Below are 21,384 nucleotides of genomic sequence, written 5' to 3' on the forward strand. Positions count from 1 at the left end.
CATGAGATCTTCACGCTGGTTACTCGCGTTACTGTTGGCCGGAGCCGCAGCGCCCGCGCTGGCAGCCCCTGACTCATGTGAACGTGTCAGGAGTGAAATTCAACAAAAAATCATCAACAACGGCGTTGCCGAAAGCGCGTTTTCACTGGATATCGTGCCTAACGATCAGGCCGATCAGTCAGGCGCTCAGGTTGTTGGCCACTGCGCCAATGACACCTTTAAAATAATCTATACCCGCAGCGATAACGCCCCTTCCAGCGACGCACAGTAACGTCGTATTCTTCATCAAATATTATCCCTGGTTTGACCAGGGATAATTATTTCCTACCTCTTAATATGTATGATCCGCTCACCATTAGCCGGTATTTAATTTCGCATTGAAATTAATTAGTCAAAATAATAATGGAGTGAGCGATGTCAACAACGTAATCTCCCGCCGGGATAAGCCGACGGACGCTTATCAAATCCTCAGCAGCAGGCTCACTGGCCCTGGTTGCTGGGGGATTATCTCTTCCTTTTGCCCTACGCCCTGCCGCCGCGGCGGTGTCATCCGCTAACTCACCCGAGGACAAAGTCGTCTGGGGTGCCTGCTCCGTCAACTGCGGCAGCCGCTGCGCGTTACGTCTGCACGTGCACGATGACGAAGTGACTTGGGTTGAAACCGATAACACCGGTGACGATATCTACGGCGATCACCAGGTCCGCGCCTGCCTGCGTGGGCGCTCGATTCGCCGCCGGATAAACCATCCGGATCGCCTCAATTACCCCATGAAGCGTGTAGGTAAACGCGGCGAAGGCAAGTTTGAACGCATCAGTTGGGATGAAGCGCTCGATACCATCAGCAACAGCCTGAAAAAAGTGGTGCAGGAATACGGTAACGAAGCGGTGTATATTAACTACACCTCCGGGATCGTCGGCGGTAATATCACCCGCTCTTCACCCTACGCCTCTTTAGTCGCCCGTTTGATGAACTGCTACGGCGGTTTTCTCAGCCACTATGGTACCTACAGTACCGCGCAAATCGCCGCCGCGATGCCGTATACCTACGGGTCAAACGAAGGCAACAGTACCTCCGATATCGAAAACACCAAACTGGTGGTGATGTTCGGCAATAATCCTGCGGAAACGCGGATGAGCGGCGGAGGGATTACCTATTTCCTTGAGCAAGCGCGTGAACGCTCAAATGCGCGCATGATCGTTATCGATCCTCGCTATACGGATACCGCAGCAGGGCGTGAGGATGAGTGGATCCCCATCCGCCCCGGCACGGACGCTGCGCTGGTGGCGGGTATCGCCTGGGTGTTGATTAACGAAAACCTGGTTGATCAGCCTTTCCTTGATCAATATTGCGTCGGCTACGATGAGAAAACCCTGCCGGAAGGAGCCCCCGCTAACGGGCATTACAAGGCGTATATTCTCGGCCAGGGCGAGGATGGCATCGCCAAAACCCCGCAGTGGGCCTCGCATATTACCGGCATTCCGGCGGATCGCATCATTAAGCTCGCCCGCGAAATTGGCACCGCCAAACCCGCTTATATTTGCCAGGGCTGGGGGCCACAGCGTCAGGCGAACGGTGAACTGACTGCCCGGGCAATCGCCATGCTGCCTATCCTCACCGGTAACGTAGGGATTAACGGTGGCAACAGCGGCGCGCGTGAATCGACCTACACTATCACTATCGAACGTATGCCTTTACCAGAAAATCCGGTGAAAACGCAGATCTCCTGCTTTAGCTGGACGGATGCCATTGACCACGGCCCGGAAATGACCGCCCTGCGGGATGGCGTGCGCGGAAAAGAGAAGCTCGATGTGCCGATTAAGTTCATCTGGAACTACAAGGACTTGAAGCGGTTACTCGTTAGAGTCACGAGAGACCTTAGTAGGCCTGAGGTCCTGCATTGAGTCAAGACCTTGTGTCATTCTTTGTGCCAGACTTGTGTCATTAGACGGGATGTCTAGACGGCTGGTCAGGACCCCCGGTGGCCTCTTTGTCAGGACTCAGGGTGGCACCGGGGAACATTGGTGTCTTAATTGTATTGAATGAGGTCTCTAACTTTTGGTCCAAAACTCATCGTTAGCTGCTCGCCAGCTCACAGCCGAACCCGAACTGTAAGCACGACCACCAGCACCAGCTTCAGCAGGAAGACGACAAGATAGACTTTATGCAGGTCCATGCGTCCTCCTGTGTCTATTGCACCACTGCACTAGATAACTAGTACAAAATAAAGTCCAGACCGAAGGCCCAGACCATAGTTAATTAATCACATTGATAATCCACCACCTGAAGTCCTGCCAACATTCAGTCCAGCCTTACCCATGCTAGGAGTCTTAACCGGGGTGTCGTTCTGTGTCTCCACCACTGGTGCCGCATCAGGCTCTACAGGAAGCTCCACAGCAGGCGCAGGGACCGGAGGTGATACGGATGTACCACCACCAGCGGAGAAGCCCTTAGCGATGGACCGGAGGCCTTTACTAATGCTCTTACCCATTGCTGTTACGCTTCGGTCTTGGTGAACTTCAGGCGTTTGACTACAGGCAGGACTGCGGTTGCAGCGCCAGTGTCCAGCTTAACTGTCGTAGCAGCTTCAGCGACAACGAAGACCTTACCGAGGATTTCCAGAGAGTGAGACTGGGTGTCACCATCACGAGATAGGACGACCGTAATATTTTCACCGTCGTGACGGAAGCAGCCGAAGCTCAAGGCCGTGAAGCGCTTAGCCAGCATGAACACGCCTTTGTCTTCACCGTTGTAATACGCGATGTCGGTACCCAGCATATCAACGATAGCGTCTTCACCAGAGAAGCCCTGTTTAGCAGCCAGACGTGACAGTGCTTTCAGTTGGGACTCATGGGCGATGATGCCGTAATCAGACACTTCAGCGCCAAAGGATGACTCGGTGCTCTCGTACAGAGCGTCCATGATAGTGTCTGCCTTAGCGGTCAGGCTACCAGTCAGGACTGGCAGCTCTACGGTCTTCAGCAGCTTGGAGGACTCCAGAACGTCAACCATGCGAGCGTTGATGGTACGGACCACATTCTCACAGATGTTCATAGCGTCCTGCTGGAGTGTGCCCTGAGTGAAACCGGTGGATGCCTTCGCGTCCCACAGTTTAGTCTGCTCCGAGATGAGGATAGCTTGTTCGATAGGCTCGACGACAATCTCCTGACCAGACGGAACGGTCACGACTTCAGGTCGCTTACCACCACGGACAGGAACGACCACAGAGCGGTCAGCCAGAGTGTGAGCAATGATTGGGGTAGGCAGGCTATTGCGGGTAGGCAGGACTTCTACAGGGAACGGGATGTTCTCCTGAGCGGACTTAAGAACACCATTCAGCATGGTCTTAACCAGCTTAGCCAGCTCAAAGGCATAGACCTGCGGGTCAGCGTTAGTCGGCAGACCTTCATTAATCTGAATGTTGTCAGTGTCGGTGATGCGTACTGGCTCAATACCAAACTGATACGCGTCTTTAATCATGTTCATAATCTCTCTCCTTAATGAAATCTTGATGTCCCCAGCCACAGGTCAGGGACAGAAGGTGTGTGTGTGTTCTTAGATGGAGTCCATCCAGTTGCTACCGGAATCAATATCAGCGATGACAGCAGCACGGGAACGACCAGCAGAATGGGTAGCGTTGCGGAGGTTCTCTCCATAAGCACGACGCTCAGCTTTGACCTGTTCGCGGCGCTGTAGCTCTTTCTGCCACTCTGCGTCTGTCATGTTCTCTTCACGCATACGGTCTGCCTGAAGTCTCTGCTCTTTGGCGATACGCTCGGCCTCAGCTCGTTTGTTAAGCTGGCGACGCTGGTAGGCTGTCATCAGTTCATTACTGAAGAAGTTGCCGATGGTCACGCCAGCTTCAGCCAGCGCTTCCAGCATTTCCATTGCCTCGCGGCTGGTGGACGGCAGTCCTGACAGATAGCCCGGAATCAGGGTCTTAATAGCGAATGACAGCGGATAGGGCTGACCGTCCAGACTCACAGTGTTTTCATAAAGGTTGATGTCGGTGACTGACAGCTTCCAGTTGTTGTTGTTGAACATCATAGGTAATTCTCCTCTTGAGAGTTGAGACTATCGGTATCGCAGACGCAGTAGCGCCTACGGGTCTCCCCGCATCGGTCATCTCAAAAGGTTTAAATTAAGGTTTACGGTCCGGAGATTTCCGGAGCGGTCAAGACTCCAGTTTCGCAAAGGCTCGGCGTAACTGATTATTCAAATCACGGTCCACCAGCATGGATATCAGCTCGTCTCGACTGTAGTAAGGGCGCTCGGGGTCTTCGACACCAAGTCTCAGCAGAGACAGCAGATGACGTGTAGGAAGACCACGGTAACGGAGGGTCGCTTTGCCGATAGGTGTGCGAGGGTCAATCATCTTAGAGTCCCTCCAGCTTGCCGGATTGGGCCTGCTTCAGGAGGTGCTCTTGCTTCTGCTGGTCGGTGCCAGTGAAGGCAATAAGGATGCCTCTCAGCCTATCGACTGTCGCAGGCTTACCGAAGACCTCCAGCCCCTTAGCATTGAACCGGAAGTTATAACCACCTGCTGAGAACTTCTGGTCTGACGGCTTAATGATACGAAAGCAGTCGGAATACTTCGGATTTACAGACCACTCGTTGCTGATTGGGTTCTTACGAAAGAGACCACGATGCTGAAGAAGTGCGGTCATTAGCTTCTGAGCGGGTAGACCATAGGTTTTGCAGTAGTCACCCCAAGTCACGCCTCGACGGTTAGCGGACTGAGCGGCGGCTCGGGTCTTCTGCTCTTCCAGTTGAAGGACTCGACGCTCTAACGTCTGAATATGGTCGTAACACTTGGCGCGGAGGTGAACGGAATAGCCAGCGACCAGAATAAAAGTATGCTTACGGTCGAGACGATACATTGTTCGGCTCTCACCTTTCGCGTCCTTGTATACTTCCTCGCCAACGCGCCCAAATTTGGACCCGTTAAGCTCGCTGCTCAAAGTTGAGCTGCCAGAATCTCGCTGCTCAGTTTTGGACCCGTTAAGCTCTTCGACCATATTACGAATATCTCGTAAAACGTGTTTATGTTCTTTTCCTGTCAGCTCCGCAATTTCAACTGAGGTCATGGACACAAGCTGGTCGAGGTTAATGATGCTGATTTCTTGTTGAGACATTTACGTGTACTCCTTTTGTTTGCACCCTGAAGTCGCACCCTACTGACCTACTCAAGCCCCCACGTAAAGGGAGACCAGCAGGCAACAGGACGCAAACAGAATGACTTGAGGTAATTGTGATGTGGTCTGCGATGACCATTGCGGTGATTGGTTCGGTCGGAAAAGTTTTCCGTTCGGATAAGGCGGATTTTCTGCCTATTCCTCAGCTTTGAGCACTGCTCAGTTTTGGGGACGTTAAGCAGGTTTCCATTTTCGCGACCTGTGATAGAGCCACCCGTTCACTCCGCAATTTTACCGGAGTGGTCCTCATGAAGGTGGAGACCCATGTTACTCTTTTTAACAAACCCGTTTTCTGGGTTGGTTAGATAGCGTCTGACAGAGGAGGTCTCTTCCAGCCATATAAAGGTGCGACCGCATGTCAAGACGAGCTGTAAGGACTCCAGATGGTGAGCGGTGATAAACTTAAGCCAATGAGATGACTGAAGAACGCTAACGAGCTGGAGGTCATACAGGAGGTCTGACAGAGGCGGTCACAGACCTTGACTACTTAGGAGAGATACTTAATGTCGGTTGACCAGATGCTCGCATGTTCTGACGCATCAGACTCAGAGGCAAGGTTGGTCTCCCTATAGTGATAGTTTAGGGGGGTGTCCCTATAGTGAGGGTGTATTCCAGCCCAGAGCTGGCGCGGCTCTCAGGACAGGCACTGATCGTTGTAGTCCAGCCACGTGTAATCCTCTCGGTCCTTCAGAACCTTAGCCAGACTCACAGCCGTAGCCTGAAGCACGCTATTAACGTGGCGCAGGTAGCGAGGAGACGGTGAACGACCCGTGATGGCGGTGTATGACTTGGCAGTGTTGCGGGAGAAGATGTCGTTGGTGCTATATAAGGCAGAGAACAGGTACGCCTTAGATACCGGGAGTCCAGCACCAACAGCGCCACTGGTAGCCCGCGAGAGTCCTGTGAACACATCGTCAGCCCATGGGTACGCCTCAACAAGCTGAGAATAAGAGAGACATCCAGTCTCAATCAGCCACGCACGGACAGCCCGATTGTCGATGACCACAGGAGGCTTACCTGTGCGGGCCTTGGGTTCGTCATATGTCGGTGCTGGTAGCTGTTGCTGGTGGTCGGAATCGTCACCGAAGAAGGCCGCATTGTCAGACTCGGTGTAGCACTGAATTGTAATGGCCATGTATGGTCCTCCTCTTAAGGTTTTGATTGGGGTGGAGGACGGGCCGTCTCTCCTAAGGTGATAGTTAAGGGTCTGAACCCTAAACACCCTAAGGTGAGGGGATATTTAAGTCGCTGAAAGGCAATGAAAATTTGGAGGACCTGAGTTAGGGAACCAGTTTAAATAAAGACACATAGACAGACTTAAAGTGGGACAGCCGAAGGCGGACCAGTGGGCCTATAGTCAGGAGGGATTATGATTATTATCACCCTCCATAACTTCAGTCCTGACTTCAGTAACACAAGGTTCAACCATCAGGAACAATCATGGTCTCCACCTTGTGTCTTCCTACTTAAAGAAGCGCCACTTTAAGCGCATCAGCCAGTCTCTTCACTGCGTGTCCCCGACCATACAAATCGTATGTGATGGACTGCGAGCTGTGACCTAAGATGCCTTGAGCATCCACCAGATTGACTCCACGCTCTTTCATTCTGGTCGCTAGCCAGTGCCTCAGACTGTGGAGAGAGACATCCGTAGCGTCTCCCAGAGCTTCAGTCAGGACCCTTGAGTTAAACCAGTTTGAGTAGGCGCTCGGAGTCATCCCGAAGAGAGGACCCTCGTCAGGCTGCGTGTCTACCCATGAGAGGAAGGACGCTAAGTCGAATCCATGCACACCATCGGTCAACGGCACAAGTCGGACTGAATGCTTGTTCTTCACTGACTTGCCGTCCCCATCTTCATTGATGTCGATACAGACCAGTCCATTGTCCAAGGTTACGATGTCACGTTTAGTCAGGTGGCAGACCTCAGCAGACCGAGCGCCAGTGACCACAGACACCAGAGACGCCCATCTACGGGCCTCTGAAGTCGTGTGAGCCGTATGTCGTGTGAACTGATACTCAGACTCAACACGGACCAGAAGTCTCTCCAACTCCTCGTCAGTGAACGCTCTGCGCTTGGAGTCAACATCCTTGGTCAGCTTCATCCGTTCGATAGGGTTACGGCCCTCCAGATGCCCATTCATAAGACCATAATCAAGACACATCTTCGCCTTGGTCAGCAGCTTGTTAATCGTCGACGGTCTCACCTCAGCAGCCAGCATAGAGTCCCTGACAGCCAGCCACCCAGAGCGGGACATCAGGTCCATGTCTTCAGGCAGGAACCGGGAGACAGTATTGAGTGAGGACGACAGGTCCTTGTAGCTGGATGTCTTCAGGGTCTGGACCTTCTCAGCCAGCAGCGAGGACACTAGGCTTGAAAAAACTACAGATGGTTGGCGCTCTCTCGTGAATACTTGTGGGCTGACCCCCTGCTCGATCCTCAGAATTGACGTAGAGTCGCCTATAGTTGAGTCATCAGTAAGGTTATTATCATCAATCAGCTTAATCAGACCAGAGGTATCACCAGTGTCTACCCTCTGCTGTGCTGCGGTCAGGACTTCAAGCGCTAACCTTATGCCCTTCTGCTGGTCCAGACTCAATGCTTGCGTAGCGGCTAGCTCCTTCAGGTTGGACTTCTCGTCGACCAGAGTAGCGACCTCAATTCCATTCCAGTAATCGTCACTAGCGTCTGTCAGGAACTGCTCAGCCATAGACCGGAGATGCTCTGTAAGCTCCTGTAGTGAGACTTCAGGCCTATCCAACATGAAGGCCTTAGCGGTGGCTGCAAGCTCTCTCTGACGCATTGTGGCTACTCTCCTGTCTGTGCTGCGGGTCGATACTGAAAGAAACGGTGTGGTCTGTCCCTTGAGTCTGAAGCGGATAGTATATCGACCGTTAGCTCTACGGACTATCTGTGGCGTAGCGAGCCTTGCGAGCAAGTGCGGGACTGCAAGGTCCTTGATTTGTGTCAGCCTTGTGTCAGGACTTGAGGTGTAGACTTGCTGATACAGATAGGGAGACCCAGAGAAAGAACTGGATGCATATACAGTATTACCATGGTTAATGTCAGTCATATCAGGACCTTAAGTAGCGTTGAGTCAACTACTTCAAGTCCATCCATCCGTCTGACAGTGGAGTCCATCTGGAACTATGCCGGTAACACCATCACGAATCAGCACTCCGATATCAACCGCACTCATGACATTTTACAGGATGAGTCAAAGTGCGAAATGATCGTGGTGATCGAGAACTTCATGACTTCGTCGGCGAAGTACGCCGATATTCTACTGCCCGACCTGATGACCGTCGAACAGGAAGATATCATTCCCAACGATTACGCCGGGAATATGGGTTATCTGATTTTCATTCAGCCCGCGACTACACCGAAATTCGAGCGTAAACCGATCTACTGGATCATGAGCGAGGTGGCAAAACGACTCGGCCCGGATATCCACCAGCGCTTTACCGAAGGCCGTACCCAGGAAGAGTGGCTCCGCTATCTTTACGCCAAAATGGAAGCCAAAGACTCCGCGCTACCCTCTTATAATGCGCTGAAAAAGATGGGCATTTATAAGCGCAAAGATCCAAATGGCCATTTTGTCGCCTATAAAGCCTTCCGCGACGATCCGCACGCTAACCCGCTGAAAACGCCGTCCGGAAAAATTGAGATTTACTCCAGCCGTCTGGCGAAAATCGCTGAAAGCTGGGAATTGCCAGAAGGCGATGTGATAAGCCCACTTCCCGTTTATGCCTCCACCTTCGAGGGCTGGGATGACCCGAAACGCAGCCAGTTCCCGCTGCAGCTATTCGGTTTCCACTATAAAGCGCGCACCCACTCCAGCTACGGTAACGTGGACGTATTACAGGCCGCCTGCCGCCAGGAAGTGTGGATAAACCCGGTCGACGCGCAGCCGCGCGGCATTGCGAACGGCGATATAGTGCGCGTCTTCAACGATCGCGGCGAAGTCCGCTTGCCGGCAAAAGTGACACCGCGAATCCTCCCCGGCGTCAGCGCCATGGGCCAGGGCGCGTGGCACGACGCCAATATGGCCGGCGATAAAATCGACCACGGTGGCTGCGTCAATACCCTCACTACGCAGCGCCCCTCCCCGTTAGCTAAGGGCAATCCGCAGCACACCAATCTGGTGCAAATCGAAAAGGTTTAACACGTTTTGCCCGGGTGCAGCTCTGCCCGGGCGTTTTAATTATGGAAAGCAAAAAAGTGAGTCACTATGAAAATCATCGCGCCTGAGGCGCTTATGACGGCGAAGATTAGCCGCCGAAATCTGGTGAAAACCTCCGCGATAGGTGGCCTGGCCGCCGCCAGCAGCGCCTTCACGCTGCCGTTTACCCGCATCGCTCAGGCGGCAGATAAACTGGCACCCGTGGAGGAAAAAGCGGTCTGGAGTTCGTGCACCGTTAACTGCGGTAGTCGCTGCCTGTTACGGCTTCACGTCAAGGACGACACTGTTTACTGGGTTGAATCAGATACCACCGGCGAAGATATTTACGGCAATCATCAGGTTCGCGCCTGTCTGCGCGGACGCTCGATTCGCCGCCGTATGAACCACCCGGATCGTCTGAAATATCCGATGAAACGCGTCGGTAAGCGTGGCGAAGGCAAATTCGAACGCATTTCGTGGGACGAAGCGCTGGATACTATCGGCGACAACCTGAAACGTATTCTGAAAGATTACGGTAACGAAGCGGTACATGTGCTTTATGGAACTGGTGTTGATGGCGGGAATATCACCAACTCTAACGTTCCTTATCGCCTGATGAATTCGTGCGGTGGTTACCTGAGCCGTTACGGCAGTTACAGTACCGCACAAATCAGCGCCGCCATGAGCTACATGTTCGGCAGTAATGACGGCAACAGCCCGGACGATATCGCCAACACCAAACTGGTGGTGATGTTCGGCAACAACCCGGCAGAAACGCGCATGAGCGGCGGCGGCGTCACCTATTATGTGGAACAGGCGCGCGAACGTTCGAATGCCCGCATGATTGTTATCGACCCGCGTTATAACGACACTGCGGCCGGACGCGAAGATGAGTGGCTGCCGATTCGACCTGGCACCGACGGCGCACTGGCCGCAGCGATCGCCTGGGTATTAATCACTGAAAACCTGGTCGATCAACCGTTCCTCGATAAATACTGCGTCGGCTACGATGAAAAAACGCTGCCTGCCAGCGCTCCGCGAAACGCGCACTACAAAGCCTATATTCTCGGTGATGGCCCGGATGGCATCGCGAAAACGCCTGAATGGGCGGCGCAAATCACCAGCATCCCGGCGGATAAAATCATTAAGCTGGCCCGTGAGATCGGAAGCGCAAAACCGGCCTATATTTGCCAGGGCTGGGGGCCGCAGCGTCACTCCAACGGCGAACAAAACTCGCGTGCCATCGCCATGTTATCGGTGCTGACCGGTAACGTTGGTATCAACGGCGGTAACTCCGGCGTGCGCGAAGGCACCTGGGATCTCGGCGTAGAGTGGTTCTCTATGCTCGATAACCCGGTGAAAACGCAAATTTCTGTCTTCACCTGGCCGGACGCCATCGATCACGGCGAGAAAATGACCGCCATCCACGACGGCGTGCGCGGCAAAGATAAACTCGACGTGCCGATTAAGTTCATGTGGTGCTATGCCAGCAACACGCTTATCAACCAGAACGGGAATATCAGCCGCACCCATGAGATTTTGCAGGATGATAGCAAATGCGAAATGATTGTCGGCATTGAGCATTTCATGACGGCATCGGCAAAATATTGCGACATTCTGCTGCCGGATCTCATGCCGACCGAACAGGAAGATCTGATTTCTCATGAATCCGCCGGGAACATGGGGTACGTCATCCTCGGTCAACCGGCCACCAGCCGGAAGTTCGAACGCCGTCCGATTTATGAAATCTTGTCTGAAATCGCCAAACGCCTGGGCCCGGATGTCTATCAAACCTTCACCGAAGGCCGCACTCAGCATGAATGGATCCAGTATCTTCATGCCAAAACCAAAGAGCGTAACCCGGAAATGCCGTCTTATGAAGAGATGAAAACGCTCGGCATCTTCAAGAAAAAATGCCCGGAAGAACATTACGTTGCCTTCCGCGATTTCCGTGAAAACCCGGCAGCGAATCCGCTTAAAACACCCTCGGGGAAAATTGAGATTTATTCCGAACGACTGGCTGAAATCGCCAAAACCTGGGAGCTGAAAGAGGATGAGATCGTTCACCCCCTTCCGGCCTATGCGCCAGGTTTCGATGGCGTGAGCGATCCGGCGCGCAAAACCTATCCGCTGCAATTAACCGGCTTCCACTATAAAGCGCGAACCCACTCCAGCTACGGCAATATCGATGTCCTGCAACAGGCCTGCCCGCAGGAGATCTGGATCAACCCGGTCGATGCAAAACCGCGTGGCATTGCCAATGGCGATACCGTTCGCGTCTCCAGCCAGCACGGTCAAATGCTGATCCCGGCGAAAGTCACGCCGCGCATCCTGCCAGGCGTCACCGCCATTGGGCAAGGCGCGTGGCTGAAGGCCGATATGTTCGGCGATCGTCTTGATCACGGCGGCAGTATCAACATTCTCACCTCTCACCGTCCATCGCCGCTGGCGAAAGGGAACCCGTCTCACAGCAATCTGGTTCAGGTTGAAAAGGTATAAGGAGTAACCGATGACAACCCAGTACGGCTTTTATATTGATTCCGCCCGCTGCACAGGCTGCAAAACCTGCGAGCTGGCGTGTAAGGATTACAAAGATTTGGGCCCCGATGTCAGCTTCCGCCGCATTTATGAATACGCGGGCGGCAACTGGCAGGAAGATAACGGTGTCTGGCATCAGGATGTATTCGCCTATTACCTCTCCATCTCCTGCAACCATTGTGACGATCCGGCCTGTACCAAAGTGTGCCCGAGCGGCGCGATGCATAAGCGCGAAGATGGTTTCGTGGTGGTGGATGAAGATGTCTGCATCGGCTGTCGTTATTGCCACATGGCCTGCCCGTATGGCGCGCCGCAGTACAACGCCGCGAAAGGCCATATGACCAAATGCGACGGCTGTCATGACCGCGTCGCCGACGGTAAAAAACCGATCTGCGTCGAGTCCTGCCCGCTACGCGCGCTGGACTTTGGCCCTATCGATGAGCTGCGTAAAAAACACGGTAACCTGGCGTCCGTCGCACCGCTGCCGTCCGCGCACTTCACTAAACCAAACATTGTAATTAAACCTAACGCTAACGCGCGGCCGACCGGCGATACCACCGGTTATCTGGCAAACCCAAAGGAGGTCTGAAATGGGAAATGGATGGCATGAATGGCCGCTGGTACTCTTCACCGTACTGGGCCAGTGCGTGGCTGGGGCGCTGATCGTCAGCGGACTCGGCTGGTTTGCCATGAAAGATGATGCTGCCGCACGTCAACGTCTGGTGCGCAGTATGTTCTTTTTATGGGTCGTGATGGGCATCGGTTTTCTGGCGTCGATTATGCACCTCGGTTCACCTCTGCGGGCGTTTAATTCCCTCAATCGTGTGGGCGCGTCCGCGCTGAGTAATGAGATTGCCGCCGGATCGATTTTCTTCGCCGTCGGCGGTTTCTGGTGGCTGGTTGCCGTGCTGGGGAAAATGCCGGAAGCGCTGGGCAAACTCTGGCTGCTGGTAAGCATGGTGCTGGGGCTGGTATTTATCTGGGCAATGACCCGTGTTTATCAAATCGACACGGTGCCAACCTGGTATAATGGCTATACGACACTGGCCTTCTTCCTGACGGCCTTCGTCAGCGGCCCGCTGTTTGCCGCCCTGCTACTGCGTGCCGCACGCGTTATGTTCAACGGTGCAACCTTTGCGGCAATCAGCGTTCTCGCGCTGCTGGTAAGTATTGCGGTGATTGTTTTGCAGGGCATTTCGCTCGGTGGCATTCACAGCTCCGTACAACAGGCCAGCGCGCTGGTTCCGGACTACGGCAGCCTGCAGGTCTGGCGTATCGTGCTGGTTGCCGCGGGTCTCGGCTGCTGGATCTGCCCGCTGGTGCGTCGTAAAGAACCGGCAGTAGCTGGCCTGTTGTTGGGGCTGATTATGGTACTGGCGGGTGAACTGATTGGCCGTGGTCTCTTCTACGGTCTGCACATGACCGTGGGTATGGCCGTTGCAGGTTAACGGATGACACAACTGGTGCGGGGCAACCCGCACTTTTTAGGATGGTTTGAATGACTGATTTTACTCAACACGACGCATTTCCCATGACCGCCCGCGTACTCGGCGCGCTGTTTTATCTTCCGCCGGAAAGCCCGGAAGCCGCGCCGCTGGTTGAGGCGCTGAAAGGCTCGGAATGGCTGACTCAGTGGCCCTTGCCACAAGAGGCTTTACAGCCATTAACTATTAAGTTCAATGCTGAAGCCGAAGAAACGTTATCTGAAGCCTGGCAGCGTTTGTTTGTCGGGCCGTATGCTTTGCCTTCTCCGCCGTGGGGTTCCGTCTGGCTGGATCGCGAATCGGTGCTGTTCGGTGATTCGACCCTGGCACTGCGCCAGTGGATGCGCGAGAACGGAATTCAGTTTGATATGCAGCAAAACGAGCCGGAAGATCATTTTGGCTCTTTGCTGCTGCTGGCCGCCTGGCTGGCGGAAAATGACCAACACGTCCTGTGTGAGCAACTGCTGGCCTGGCATCTCTTCCCCTGGTCTACGCGTTTTCTGCAAGAATTCGTCGCCAACGCTAATCATCCGTTCTACCAGGGATTAGGTGAATTGGCGCAGCAGACGCTGGCGCAATGGCAGTCTCAGTTACTGATTCCTGTCGCCGTGAAAACCTTATACCGGTAATAACATGGGGGCCGGATAAGGCGTAACCGTTATCCGGCCCAAGGCCATTCGTGACAACGTCACTTTTATTTTTTATTTTTAAGACTATTCTACAAATCCCCCGCAAACCGTTATCCCATATAGCCAACTTACTGATTTCGCTGAAAAGCCTGGAAAAATAAATCGCCCTGTTTCTGGAATGCCTGCTCATCCGTTGCTATAGGTCAAATGCGTCACTGTGAAACATGACGCGTTAATAAAACCTATAACAGGGAGAAACACAGCAATGCAAGCTTCCCCCCTTATGCGCTTTCTGGGCTTTACTGGCGCGATTATTCTGGTATTGGCGCTCCTCGCTTGGGGCATCGGACTGGACACAATAAAAGCCCGTCAGGTTGACCTGATCTACCTGGGTCAACAACACCTTAAACTCGTCTTTATCTCCATGTTTTTTGCCCTGCTGGTCGGCATTCCCAGCGGTATCCTGTTGAGCCGCCCGGCGGCAAAAGGTATCGCCGAATATGTGATGCAGATTTTCAACGTCGGTAACACGCTGCCGCCGCTGGCGGTACTGGCGCTGGCGATGGTGGTCATCGGGATCGGTGATATTCCCGCTATCGTGGCGCTTTTCCTCGCTTCACTGCTGCCAATTGTGCGTAACACCTATTCCGGCCTGAAGTCAGTTCCGCCTTCGCTGATTGAAGCGGCCAACGGAATCGGCATGACGAAATGGCAACGGCTCTGGCAGGTCGAACTCCCCAATTCCTGGCCGGTGATGCTGTCCGGGATCCGTATCGCAACCGCAATCAACGTCGGTACTGCCCCGCTTGCCTTCCTGATTGGCGCGAGCAGTTATGGCGAACTGATCTTCCCGGGGATTTATCTCAACGATTTCCCAACCCTCATTTTAGGCGCCACGGCTACCGCCCTGTTTGCCCTGATCCTCGATTCTCTGCTCGCCTGGCTTGGCCGCGTACTCAGCCCCCACACAGCCTGAACATAAGGAGCGTGACATGACATTTAAAAAACAGCTGCTGGGATGGTTTAGCGCAACGTTACTGTTTGCCGGAATCGCGCAGGCCGCGCCGATTACCCTGGCCACCAAGAGTTTTACCGAACAGCATATTTTGTCAGCAATGACCGTGCAGTATTTGCAAAAGAAAGGATTTCAGGTTCAGCCACAGACTAATATTGCGACCGTCATCTCGCGTAACGCGATGATCAATAAACAAATCGATATGACGTGGGAGTACACCGGCACCTCACTGATTATCTTTAACCACATCAACAAACGGATGAGCCCACAGGAGTCCTACGACACGGTAAAACGGCTGGACGCCAAACTCGGCCTGGTGTGGCTAAAACCCGCGGACATGAACAACACCTATGCCTTTGCCATGCAGCGTAAACGTGCGGAGGCCGAAGGCATTATCACCATGTCGCAAATGGTGGAGAAGATTGAACATATTCGCCAGACCGACCCGGATAAAAACTGGCGTCTGGGGCTGGACCTTGAATTCGCCGGTCGCAGCGACGGCATGAAACCGTTGCAGGAAGCCTACAACATGCCGCTCGACCGCCCGCAGATCCGCCAGATGGACCCGGGCCTGGTCTACAACGCGGTGCGCGATGGCTTTGTTGATGCCGGGCTTGTCTACACCACTGATGGTCGCGTGAAAGGTTTTGACCTGAAAGTGCTGGAAGATGATAAAGGTTTCTTCCCAAGCTACGCCGTGACGCCGGTGGTGCGTAAAGATGTGCTGGAGGCCAATCCGGGGCTTGAAGAAGCGCTGGATACTCTCTCCGCCCTGCTGAATAACGATGTGATCGCCACGCTTAATGCACAGGTGGATATCGACCATAAAACCCCGCAGCAGGTGGCCCGTCAATTCCTGCAAGATAAAGGCATGCTGTAAGGAGCGCTTATGGACACGTTACATTACATGATGGACAACGCAGGCTACCTTGCCACGCTTACCCTGCAGCACCTGTGGCTGGTGGCGCTGGCGGTGGGTCTTGCGATAATTATTGGCGTACCGCTTGGCATTCTCATCGTGCGTCATAAATGGCTGGCAACGCCGGTACTGAGCGTTGCGACGCTGCTGTTAACTATTCCGTCTATCGCCCTGTTTGGCCTGATGATCCCACTGTTTTCGCTGATCGGTCACGGAATTGGCGTACTGCCGGCCGTCACCGCGGTTTTCCTCTATTCACTGCTGCCGATTGTGCGCAACACACATACGGCGCTGGACGCTCTGCCGCCTGGCCTGCGGGAAGCAGGACGTGGCATCGGCATGACGTTCTGGCAGCGTCTGCGCTGGGTAGAAATTCCGATGGCATTACCGGTCATTTTTGGCGGTATTCGCACCGCCGTAGTAATGAACATCGGCGTGATGGCGATCGCCGCCGTGATTGGTGCGGGCGGACTGGGATTACTGTTACTAAACGGCATCGGCGGAAGTGATATCCGCATGTTGATTGCTGGCGCGCTGATGATTAGTTTACTGGCGATTGTGCTCGACTGGCTGCTACATCGCCTGCAAATCGCTCTGACACCGAAGGGGATACGATAATGATAAAACTGGAAAACCTGACTAAACAATTTTCACAGAAAAACGGCCAACCCTTGAAGGCCGTCGATAACGTGAACCTGAATGTGCCAGAAGGCGAAATGTGCGTACTGCTGGGGCCCTCCGGCTGCGGTAAAACCACCACACTTAAAATGATCAACCGCCTGATTAAACCGAGCAGCGGAACCATCCTCATCAACGGGCAAAATACCGATGAGATGGACACGGTGACGCTGCGTCGCAATATTGGCTATGTTATCCAGCAAATCGGCCTGTTCCCCAACATGACTATTGAAGAGAACATTACCGTGGTGCCGCGCATGCTGGGCTGGGATAAAGCGCGCTGCAAAACCCGTGCGCAGGAACTGATGGAAATGGTGGCGCTGGATGCGAAAAAATTCCTTCATCGCTACCCTAAAGAGATGTCCGGCGGCCAGCAGCAGCGTATTGGTGTGATCCGCGCACTGGCGGCGGATCCCCCGGTACTGCTGATGGATGAACCTTTCGGCGCAGTTGACCCGATTAACCGTGAAGTGATTCAAAACCAATTCCTGGAGATGCAGCGTGCCCTGAAAAAAACCGTCATGCTGGTGAGCCACGATATTGATGAGGCGCTGAAACTGGGCGATCGTATTGCCGTATTCCGTCAGGGGCGTATTGTTCAGTGCGCCAGCCCGGATGAACTGCTGGCAAAACCGGCCAACGAATTTGTCGGCTCGTTTGTTGGCCAGGACCGTACGCTGAAACGCCTGCTGTTAGTCTCGGCGGGCGACGTTACCGATCAGCAACCGACGATCACCGCCCGCAGCACCACGCCGCTTGCTGAAGCATTCGGCATTATGGATGACAATGATATACGCGCGTTGACCGTGGTGGATGAAGAAGGTAAACCGCTCGGTTTTGTTAAGCGTCGCGAAGCCCGTCAGGCGAGCGGCGTATGTTCCGACCTCATTCACCCGTTCCGCGTCACCGGCAAGGCGGAAGACAACCTGCGCGTGGTGCTATCGAAACTCTATGAGAGCAACACCAGCTGGATGCCGATTGTCGATGAAGACGGGCGCTATAACGGCGAGATTTCACAAGATTATATTGCCGATTATCTCAGCTCCGGGCGTACGCGTCGGGCGCTGAATATTTATAGCGAGAACTAATCCCTCACCCCGACCCTCTCCCACAGGGAGAGGGAGAAAACCGCGCGTACTTAACCACTGGCACTTTCGGCCCCCTCTCCCTGTGGGAGAGGGAGAAAACCGCGCGTACTTAACTACTGGCACTTTCGGTTCCCTCTTCCTGTGGCAGAGGGAGAAAACCGCGCGTACTTAACTACTGGCACTTTCGGTTCCCTCTCCCTGTGGGAGAGGGTTAGGGTGAGGGGATCCGCACCCACAGCTTTTGCATCTCCACTGCTTTCCCCGCAAAATAGCCGCCTGAACTTCTTTGTGCGAAACCACTCATGCAACGTCTTCACGCCTATCCCGATCTGCGCACTATGCTGCGTCGCCTGCTGTTTGCCGCCATCACCGGTATTCTCGCCGCGTTGGCGGTGACTGGGTTTCGTCATGCCATGCTGTTTCTTGAGTGGCTATTCCTCAGCAATGACACCGGCAGTCTCGTTAACGCTGCGACGGGGCTTTCCGCCTGGCGACGCGTGCTGACGCCCGCTCTTGGGGGTTTTGCGGCGGGAATGCTCTTATGGGGCTGGCAGCGATTGAATCAACAACGCCCTCACGCCCCCACGGACTACATGGAAGCGCTGCGCACCGACGGGCAATTTGATTATGGTGCCAGTCTGGTTAAATCACTGGCATCGTTACTGGTGGTGGTCAGCGGTAGTGCTATTGGCCGTGAAGGCGCAATGATCCTTCTCGCGGCACTGGCAGCCTCGTGGTTTGCTCAGCGCTTTACCGCACGTGAGGAATGGAAATTATGGATTGCCTGCGGAGCCGCCGCCGGGATGGCGAGTGCCTATCATGCACCGCTGGCAGGCAGTCTGTTTATCGCCGAAATTCTCTTTGGCACGCTGATCCTTGCCTCGCTTGGCCCGGTGGTGGTGTCAGCCGTTGTCGCATTGTTAACCACACACCTGATCGGTGGCGGCAGCGAACCACTCTACGCGGTCAATCTGCCGCTAACGCTCAATGTAACGGCGTATGCATTGATTATCGCCACCGGCCTGCTGGCGGGTATTTTTGGCCCGCTACTGATGGGGTTAATGAACGCCACGCACAATCTCTTTTTGCGGCTCAAACTCTCTCCACCCTGGCAACTCGCGCTCGGCGGGTTGATAGTTGGCCTGCTGTCGCTGCTGACGCCTGCGGTCTGGGGAAATGGCTACAGCGTGGTACACGCTTCATTGCTTTCTCCACCGTTGCTCGCCACGATTTCAGGGATATTCCTCTGTAAACTTTTGGCGATCCTCGCCAGTAGCGGCTCCGGCGCGCCGGGCGGCGTCTTTACGCCAACGCTGTTTCTGGGGATGGCGGTGGGCATGTTGTTTGCGCAGCTGTGCGGGATTTGGCTACCGGATCAGCCGTCTATGGCCGTCTTACTGGGGATGAGCGGCATGGCGGCGCTGCTGGCGGCAACCACGCATGCACCGATTATGTCGACATTGATGATTTGTGAAATGACCGGGCAATATCGCGTACTGCCCGGTTTATTGATTGCCTGCGTACTGGCGTCGGTGCTGTCGCGAACCTTACGCCAGGATTCTATCTACCGTGAGCACGTTGCTCAGCATGGATAAATTGATGTACTGGCTCAGTTCACGCTGTTCGGCGCGCGGCAGATAGGGCAGTTCACCAATCAGCGGCGCGGGCAGTTTTTTACTGAGCACATCAATGATTTCCGCATAATGTGCAAGGCCCGGATTGATACGGTTGGCCACCCAGCCAATCAGCGGCAGGCCGTCGTTAGCGATGGCCTGCGCCGTCAGCAGCGCATGATTGATGCACCCTTCCTGAATCCCCACCACCATCACAACCGGCAGTTGCTCCTGAACCACCCATTCAGACAGCGGCCGCAGGTCATTCATCAGACTACGCCAGCCGCCTGTCCCTTCAACCACAACGTTGTCCACTTTCTCGCTCAGGCTGGCGAGCCCGTTTGACAGCAAAGTGTAGTTGATCGGACAACTGTGCGCGACGCTGCTCTCTTCTTCGCTCAGAGCGATAGGATTCACCGCATCGTACGGCAGTTCCAGCGATGACACGCTTTGCAGCACCAGCGCATCTTTGTTGCGTAGCCCTTCCGGGGTCTCTTTGCTGCCTTTTGCCACAGGTTTGTACCCGGCTACTCGTTTCCCGCTGGCTGCCAGCGCCTGCAGTAGCGCACGGGAAACCACCGTCTTGCCGACAGAAGTATCAGTACCAGTAATAAAGAAACGGTTAAGCATTACTAACTCCACAGTTATGCCGGTGAAATATACAGACCAGAAATAATTTAAAGTGGTGAAAGTCTACGTGATGAACCAGAAACCCGGCTTGAGATAGCGCAATTTTTTGCACGACAGTGAAAAATTGTTAACCCTGTAACAGTCGAATCAGCAGCGATCCGTTATAGAGCGCATCTTTGACCAACGCCGCCCCGGCCATCGTGCCACGGTTCGAAAACTGAGTCTGCTCAACGGAAATATGTTTGCTGTAAGCCGGAAGCGACTGCTGGCGAATACAGTCGCTGATCGCCGGGAAAAGGATATCGGCAGCCTGATTAAACGGCGAACCGATAAGTATTTTTTGTGGATTGAATAAATTCACCATGATCGCCAGGATGCGCCCAACGTTGGTGCCGACGCTGGTAATGATATCTTTCGCCAGCAAATCGCCCTTGACTGCGGCGAGGCACAGCGACTCTACCGTCAGCGGCTGCTGATGCAGCATCGAACTCATTGACTGGTGCATACGCACCTGCGCCAGTTCCAGCACGCTCTCTACGCTCGCGATCGTCTCCAGACAACCGTGGTTACCGCAGTAACAGCGCTTACCATACGGGTCGACCTGCGTATGGCCAATCTCCACCAGGCTACTGCTGCCCGCATGAAGCAGCCGCCCATCGGTGATCACCCCTGCGCCGACGTTATGATCAATCACCACCTGAATGACGTCCCGCGCCCCGCGTGACGCGCCAAACAGCGCCTCGGCCATGGTCCACGCGCTGATATCATGTTGAATATAAACAGGTACGCCTGTATGCGCCGCCAGCGTTTCACCAAGCGGCATATCTTTCACATCCTCGTAAAACGGCATCCGGTGAATGATCCCGCTTTCCGTATCAATGATACCAGGCAGCGTAATGGCGATGGACGTTAACCGCTCCAGCTTCCCCTGATGGCGAATAAAGAACTGATCGATTTGCGTGATAATCCGCTTCAAAAGCGGCTGTGGGGCCTGGAGCGCCAGTTCGAGACGTTCTTCCACCACCAGCTTGCTGCTAAGATCGCGCAGAGCGAGATGAATCTCTCCCCGGCTGATACGCAGCGCCAGATAGTGCCAGGCTTCCGTTTCCACCATCAAACCGACGGCTGGACGCCCACGGCTGCCAGGTTCCTGTATTTCAGTTTCCTGCACCAGGTGCGCTTCGAGCATTTCACGCACAATTTTGGTAATACTGGCCGGCGCCAGTTGCGCCAGCCGGGAGAGGTCGATACGCGACACCGGGCCAAGCTGATCAATCAGGCGATACACCGCGCCCGCATTGGTCTGCTTTATTTGATCGATATGGCCTGGCTGACTGTCCGCTACCACCGTAGACTCCCTTTATTTTCGCGCTTCGAAATAATCTCAGGGCTATGGTGAAGGACTTCAATGGGGTACGCCAACGTTTTCCTTAGCCTTGT

17 protein-coding genes and 2 pseudogenes are annotated in these 21,384 nt (G+C 54.2%); 12 read left to right on the forward strand and 7 right to left on the reverse strand.

Annotated features, from left to right (window positions below; all coding sequences use genetic code 11):
* The first annotated feature begins 1 nt into the window (after window position 1).
* Together ACOXYR_RS10525 and ACOXYR_RS10530 are read left to right on the forward strand one after the other, a co-directional pair.
* Window positions 2-271, forward strand: a complete 270-nt coding sequence (locus tag ACOXYR_RS10525; RefSeq protein ID WP_113856857.1) for a DUF1161 domain-containing protein — start codon at window positions 2-4, stop codon at window positions 269-271.
* Between the two features lie 170 nt (window positions 272-441).
* Window positions 442-1,836 (forward strand): annotated as a pseudogene (locus ACOXYR_RS10530) (molybdopterin-dependent oxidoreductase); the annotation flags it as partial.
* 658 nt (window positions 1,837-2,494) lie between these two features.
* Here ACOXYR_RS10530 and ACOXYR_RS10535 read toward each other — a convergent pair.
* From ACOXYR_RS10535 to ACOXYR_RS10555, 5 genes are all read right to left on the reverse strand, one after another.
* Window positions 2,495-3,484, reverse strand: coding sequence for a hypothetical protein (locus ACOXYR_RS10535; RefSeq protein WP_016239247.1), 990 nt, complete (start codon window positions 3,482-3,484; stop codon window positions 2,495-2,497).
* Between the two features lie 69 nt (window positions 3,485-3,553).
* Complete coding sequence (locus ACOXYR_RS10540; protein WP_016239248.1) at window positions 3,554-4,045, reverse strand: hypothetical protein; 492 nt, start codon at window positions 4,043-4,045, stop codon at window positions 3,554-3,556.
* Window positions 4,046-4,374: 329 nt separating this feature from the next.
* Window positions 4,375-5,133 (reverse strand): Rha family transcriptional regulator, encoded by a 759-nt coding sequence (locus ACOXYR_RS10545; protein WP_045295918.1) that lies wholly within the window; start codon window positions 5,131-5,133, stop codon window positions 4,375-4,377.
* A 694-nt stretch (window positions 5,134-5,827) separates the two neighbouring features.
* On the reverse strand, window positions 5,828-6,328 hold the full coding sequence (locus tag ACOXYR_RS10550; RefSeq protein WP_008324002.1) for a hypothetical protein: 501 nt from the start codon (window positions 6,326-6,328) through the stop codon (window positions 5,828-5,830).
* A gap of 331 nt (window positions 6,329-6,659) precedes the next feature.
* Complete coding sequence (locus ACOXYR_RS10555) at window positions 6,660-7,991, reverse strand: site-specific integrase (RefSeq protein ID WP_008324001.1); 1,332 nt, start codon at window positions 7,989-7,991, stop codon at window positions 6,660-6,662.
* A gap of 327 nt (window positions 7,992-8,318) precedes the next feature.
* On the opposite strand from ACOXYR_RS10555, the pseudogene ACOXYR_RS10560 reads away from it, so the two are divergent.
* From ACOXYR_RS10560 to clcB, 10 genes and pseudogenes are all read left to right on the forward strand, one after another.
* Window positions 8,319-9,353 (forward strand): annotated as a pseudogene (locus ACOXYR_RS10560) (molybdopterin dinucleotide binding domain-containing protein); the annotation flags it as partial.
* 66 nt (window positions 9,354-9,419) lie between these two features.
* Complete coding sequence (gene ynfF, locus ACOXYR_RS10565) at window positions 9,420-11,849, forward strand: selenate/tellurate reductase subunit YnfF (protein ID WP_350437299.1); 2,430 nt, start codon at window positions 9,420-9,422, stop codon at window positions 11,847-11,849.
* A gap of 10 nt (window positions 11,850-11,859) precedes the next feature.
* The gene (locus tag ACOXYR_RS10570) at window positions 11,860-12,477 is read left to right on the forward strand and encodes a DMSO/selenate family reductase complex B subunit (protein WP_108474218.1); all 618 of its coding nucleotides are present in this window, start codon (window positions 11,860-11,862) and stop codon (window positions 12,475-12,477) included.
* Window position 12,478: 1 nt separating this feature from the next.
* Entirely contained in the window at window positions 12,479-13,336 is an 858-nt protein-coding gene (locus ACOXYR_RS10575) for a dimethyl sulfoxide reductase anchor subunit family protein (RefSeq protein WP_113856854.1), read from the forward strand.
* Window positions 13,337-13,386: 50 nt separating this feature from the next.
* Window positions 13,387-14,001 (forward strand): Tat proofreading chaperone DmsD, encoded by a 615-nt coding sequence (gene dmsD / locus ACOXYR_RS10580; RefSeq protein WP_113856853.1) that lies wholly within the window; start codon window positions 13,387-13,389, stop codon window positions 13,999-14,001.
* A 265-nt stretch (window positions 14,002-14,266) separates the two neighbouring features.
* On the forward strand, window positions 14,267-14,977 hold the full coding sequence (gene osmY / locus ACOXYR_RS10585; protein ID WP_421356166.1) for an osmoprotectant ABC transporter permease OsmY: 711 nt from the start codon (window positions 14,267-14,269) through the stop codon (window positions 14,975-14,977).
* 16 nt (window positions 14,978-14,993) lie between these two features.
* Entirely contained in the window at window positions 14,994-15,896 is a 903-nt protein-coding gene (gene osmX / locus ACOXYR_RS10590; RefSeq protein ID WP_421356167.1) for an osmoprotectant ABC transporter substrate-binding protein OsmX, read from the forward strand.
* A gap of 9 nt (window positions 15,897-15,905) precedes the next feature.
* Window positions 15,906-16,553 carry an osmoprotectant ABC transporter permease OsmW gene (gene osmW, locus ACOXYR_RS10595; protein ID WP_421356168.1) on the forward strand — a complete coding sequence of 216 codons (648 nt, stop codon included), beginning with the start codon at window positions 15,906-15,908 and terminating at the stop codon, window positions 16,551-16,553.
* Window positions 16,553-17,701: an osmoprotectant ABC transporter ATP-binding protein OsmV gene (gene osmV, locus ACOXYR_RS10600; protein WP_108474212.1), complete on the forward strand. Its 1,149-nt coding sequence runs from the start codon at window positions 16,553-16,555 to the stop codon at window positions 17,699-17,701. Before osmW ends, osmV begins: the two co-directional genes overlap by 1 nt.
* A gap of 302 nt (window positions 17,702-18,003) precedes the next feature.
* A complete protein-coding gene (clcB, locus tag ACOXYR_RS10605) occupies window positions 18,004-19,296 on the forward strand; it encodes a voltage-gated ClC-type chloride channel ClcB (protein ID WP_421356662.1) in 1,293 nt (430 codons plus the stop codon).
* On the opposite strand, the gene bioD is transcribed toward clcB, so the two are convergent.
* On the reverse strand, window positions 19,249-19,944 hold the full coding sequence (gene bioD, locus ACOXYR_RS10610) for a dethiobiotin synthase (RefSeq protein WP_108474210.1): 696 nt from the start codon (window positions 19,942-19,944) through the stop codon (window positions 19,249-19,251). The two genes, clcB and bioD, sit on opposite strands and share 48 nt — an antisense overlap.
* A 127-nt stretch (window positions 19,945-20,071) precedes the next feature.
* Window positions 20,072-21,292, reverse strand: coding sequence for a sugar metabolism global transcriptional regulator Mlc (mlc, locus tag ACOXYR_RS10615; protein WP_108474209.1), 1,221 nt, complete (start codon window positions 21,290-21,292; stop codon window positions 20,072-20,074).
* Between the last annotated feature and the right edge of the window lie 92 nt (window positions 21,293-21,384).

It is taken from the genome of Pseudocitrobacter faecalis (assembly GCF_965231525.1).
In the GTDB taxonomy this organism is placed as follows: domain Bacteria; phylum Pseudomonadota; class Gammaproteobacteria; order Enterobacterales; family Enterobacteriaceae; genus Pseudocitrobacter; species Pseudocitrobacter faecalis.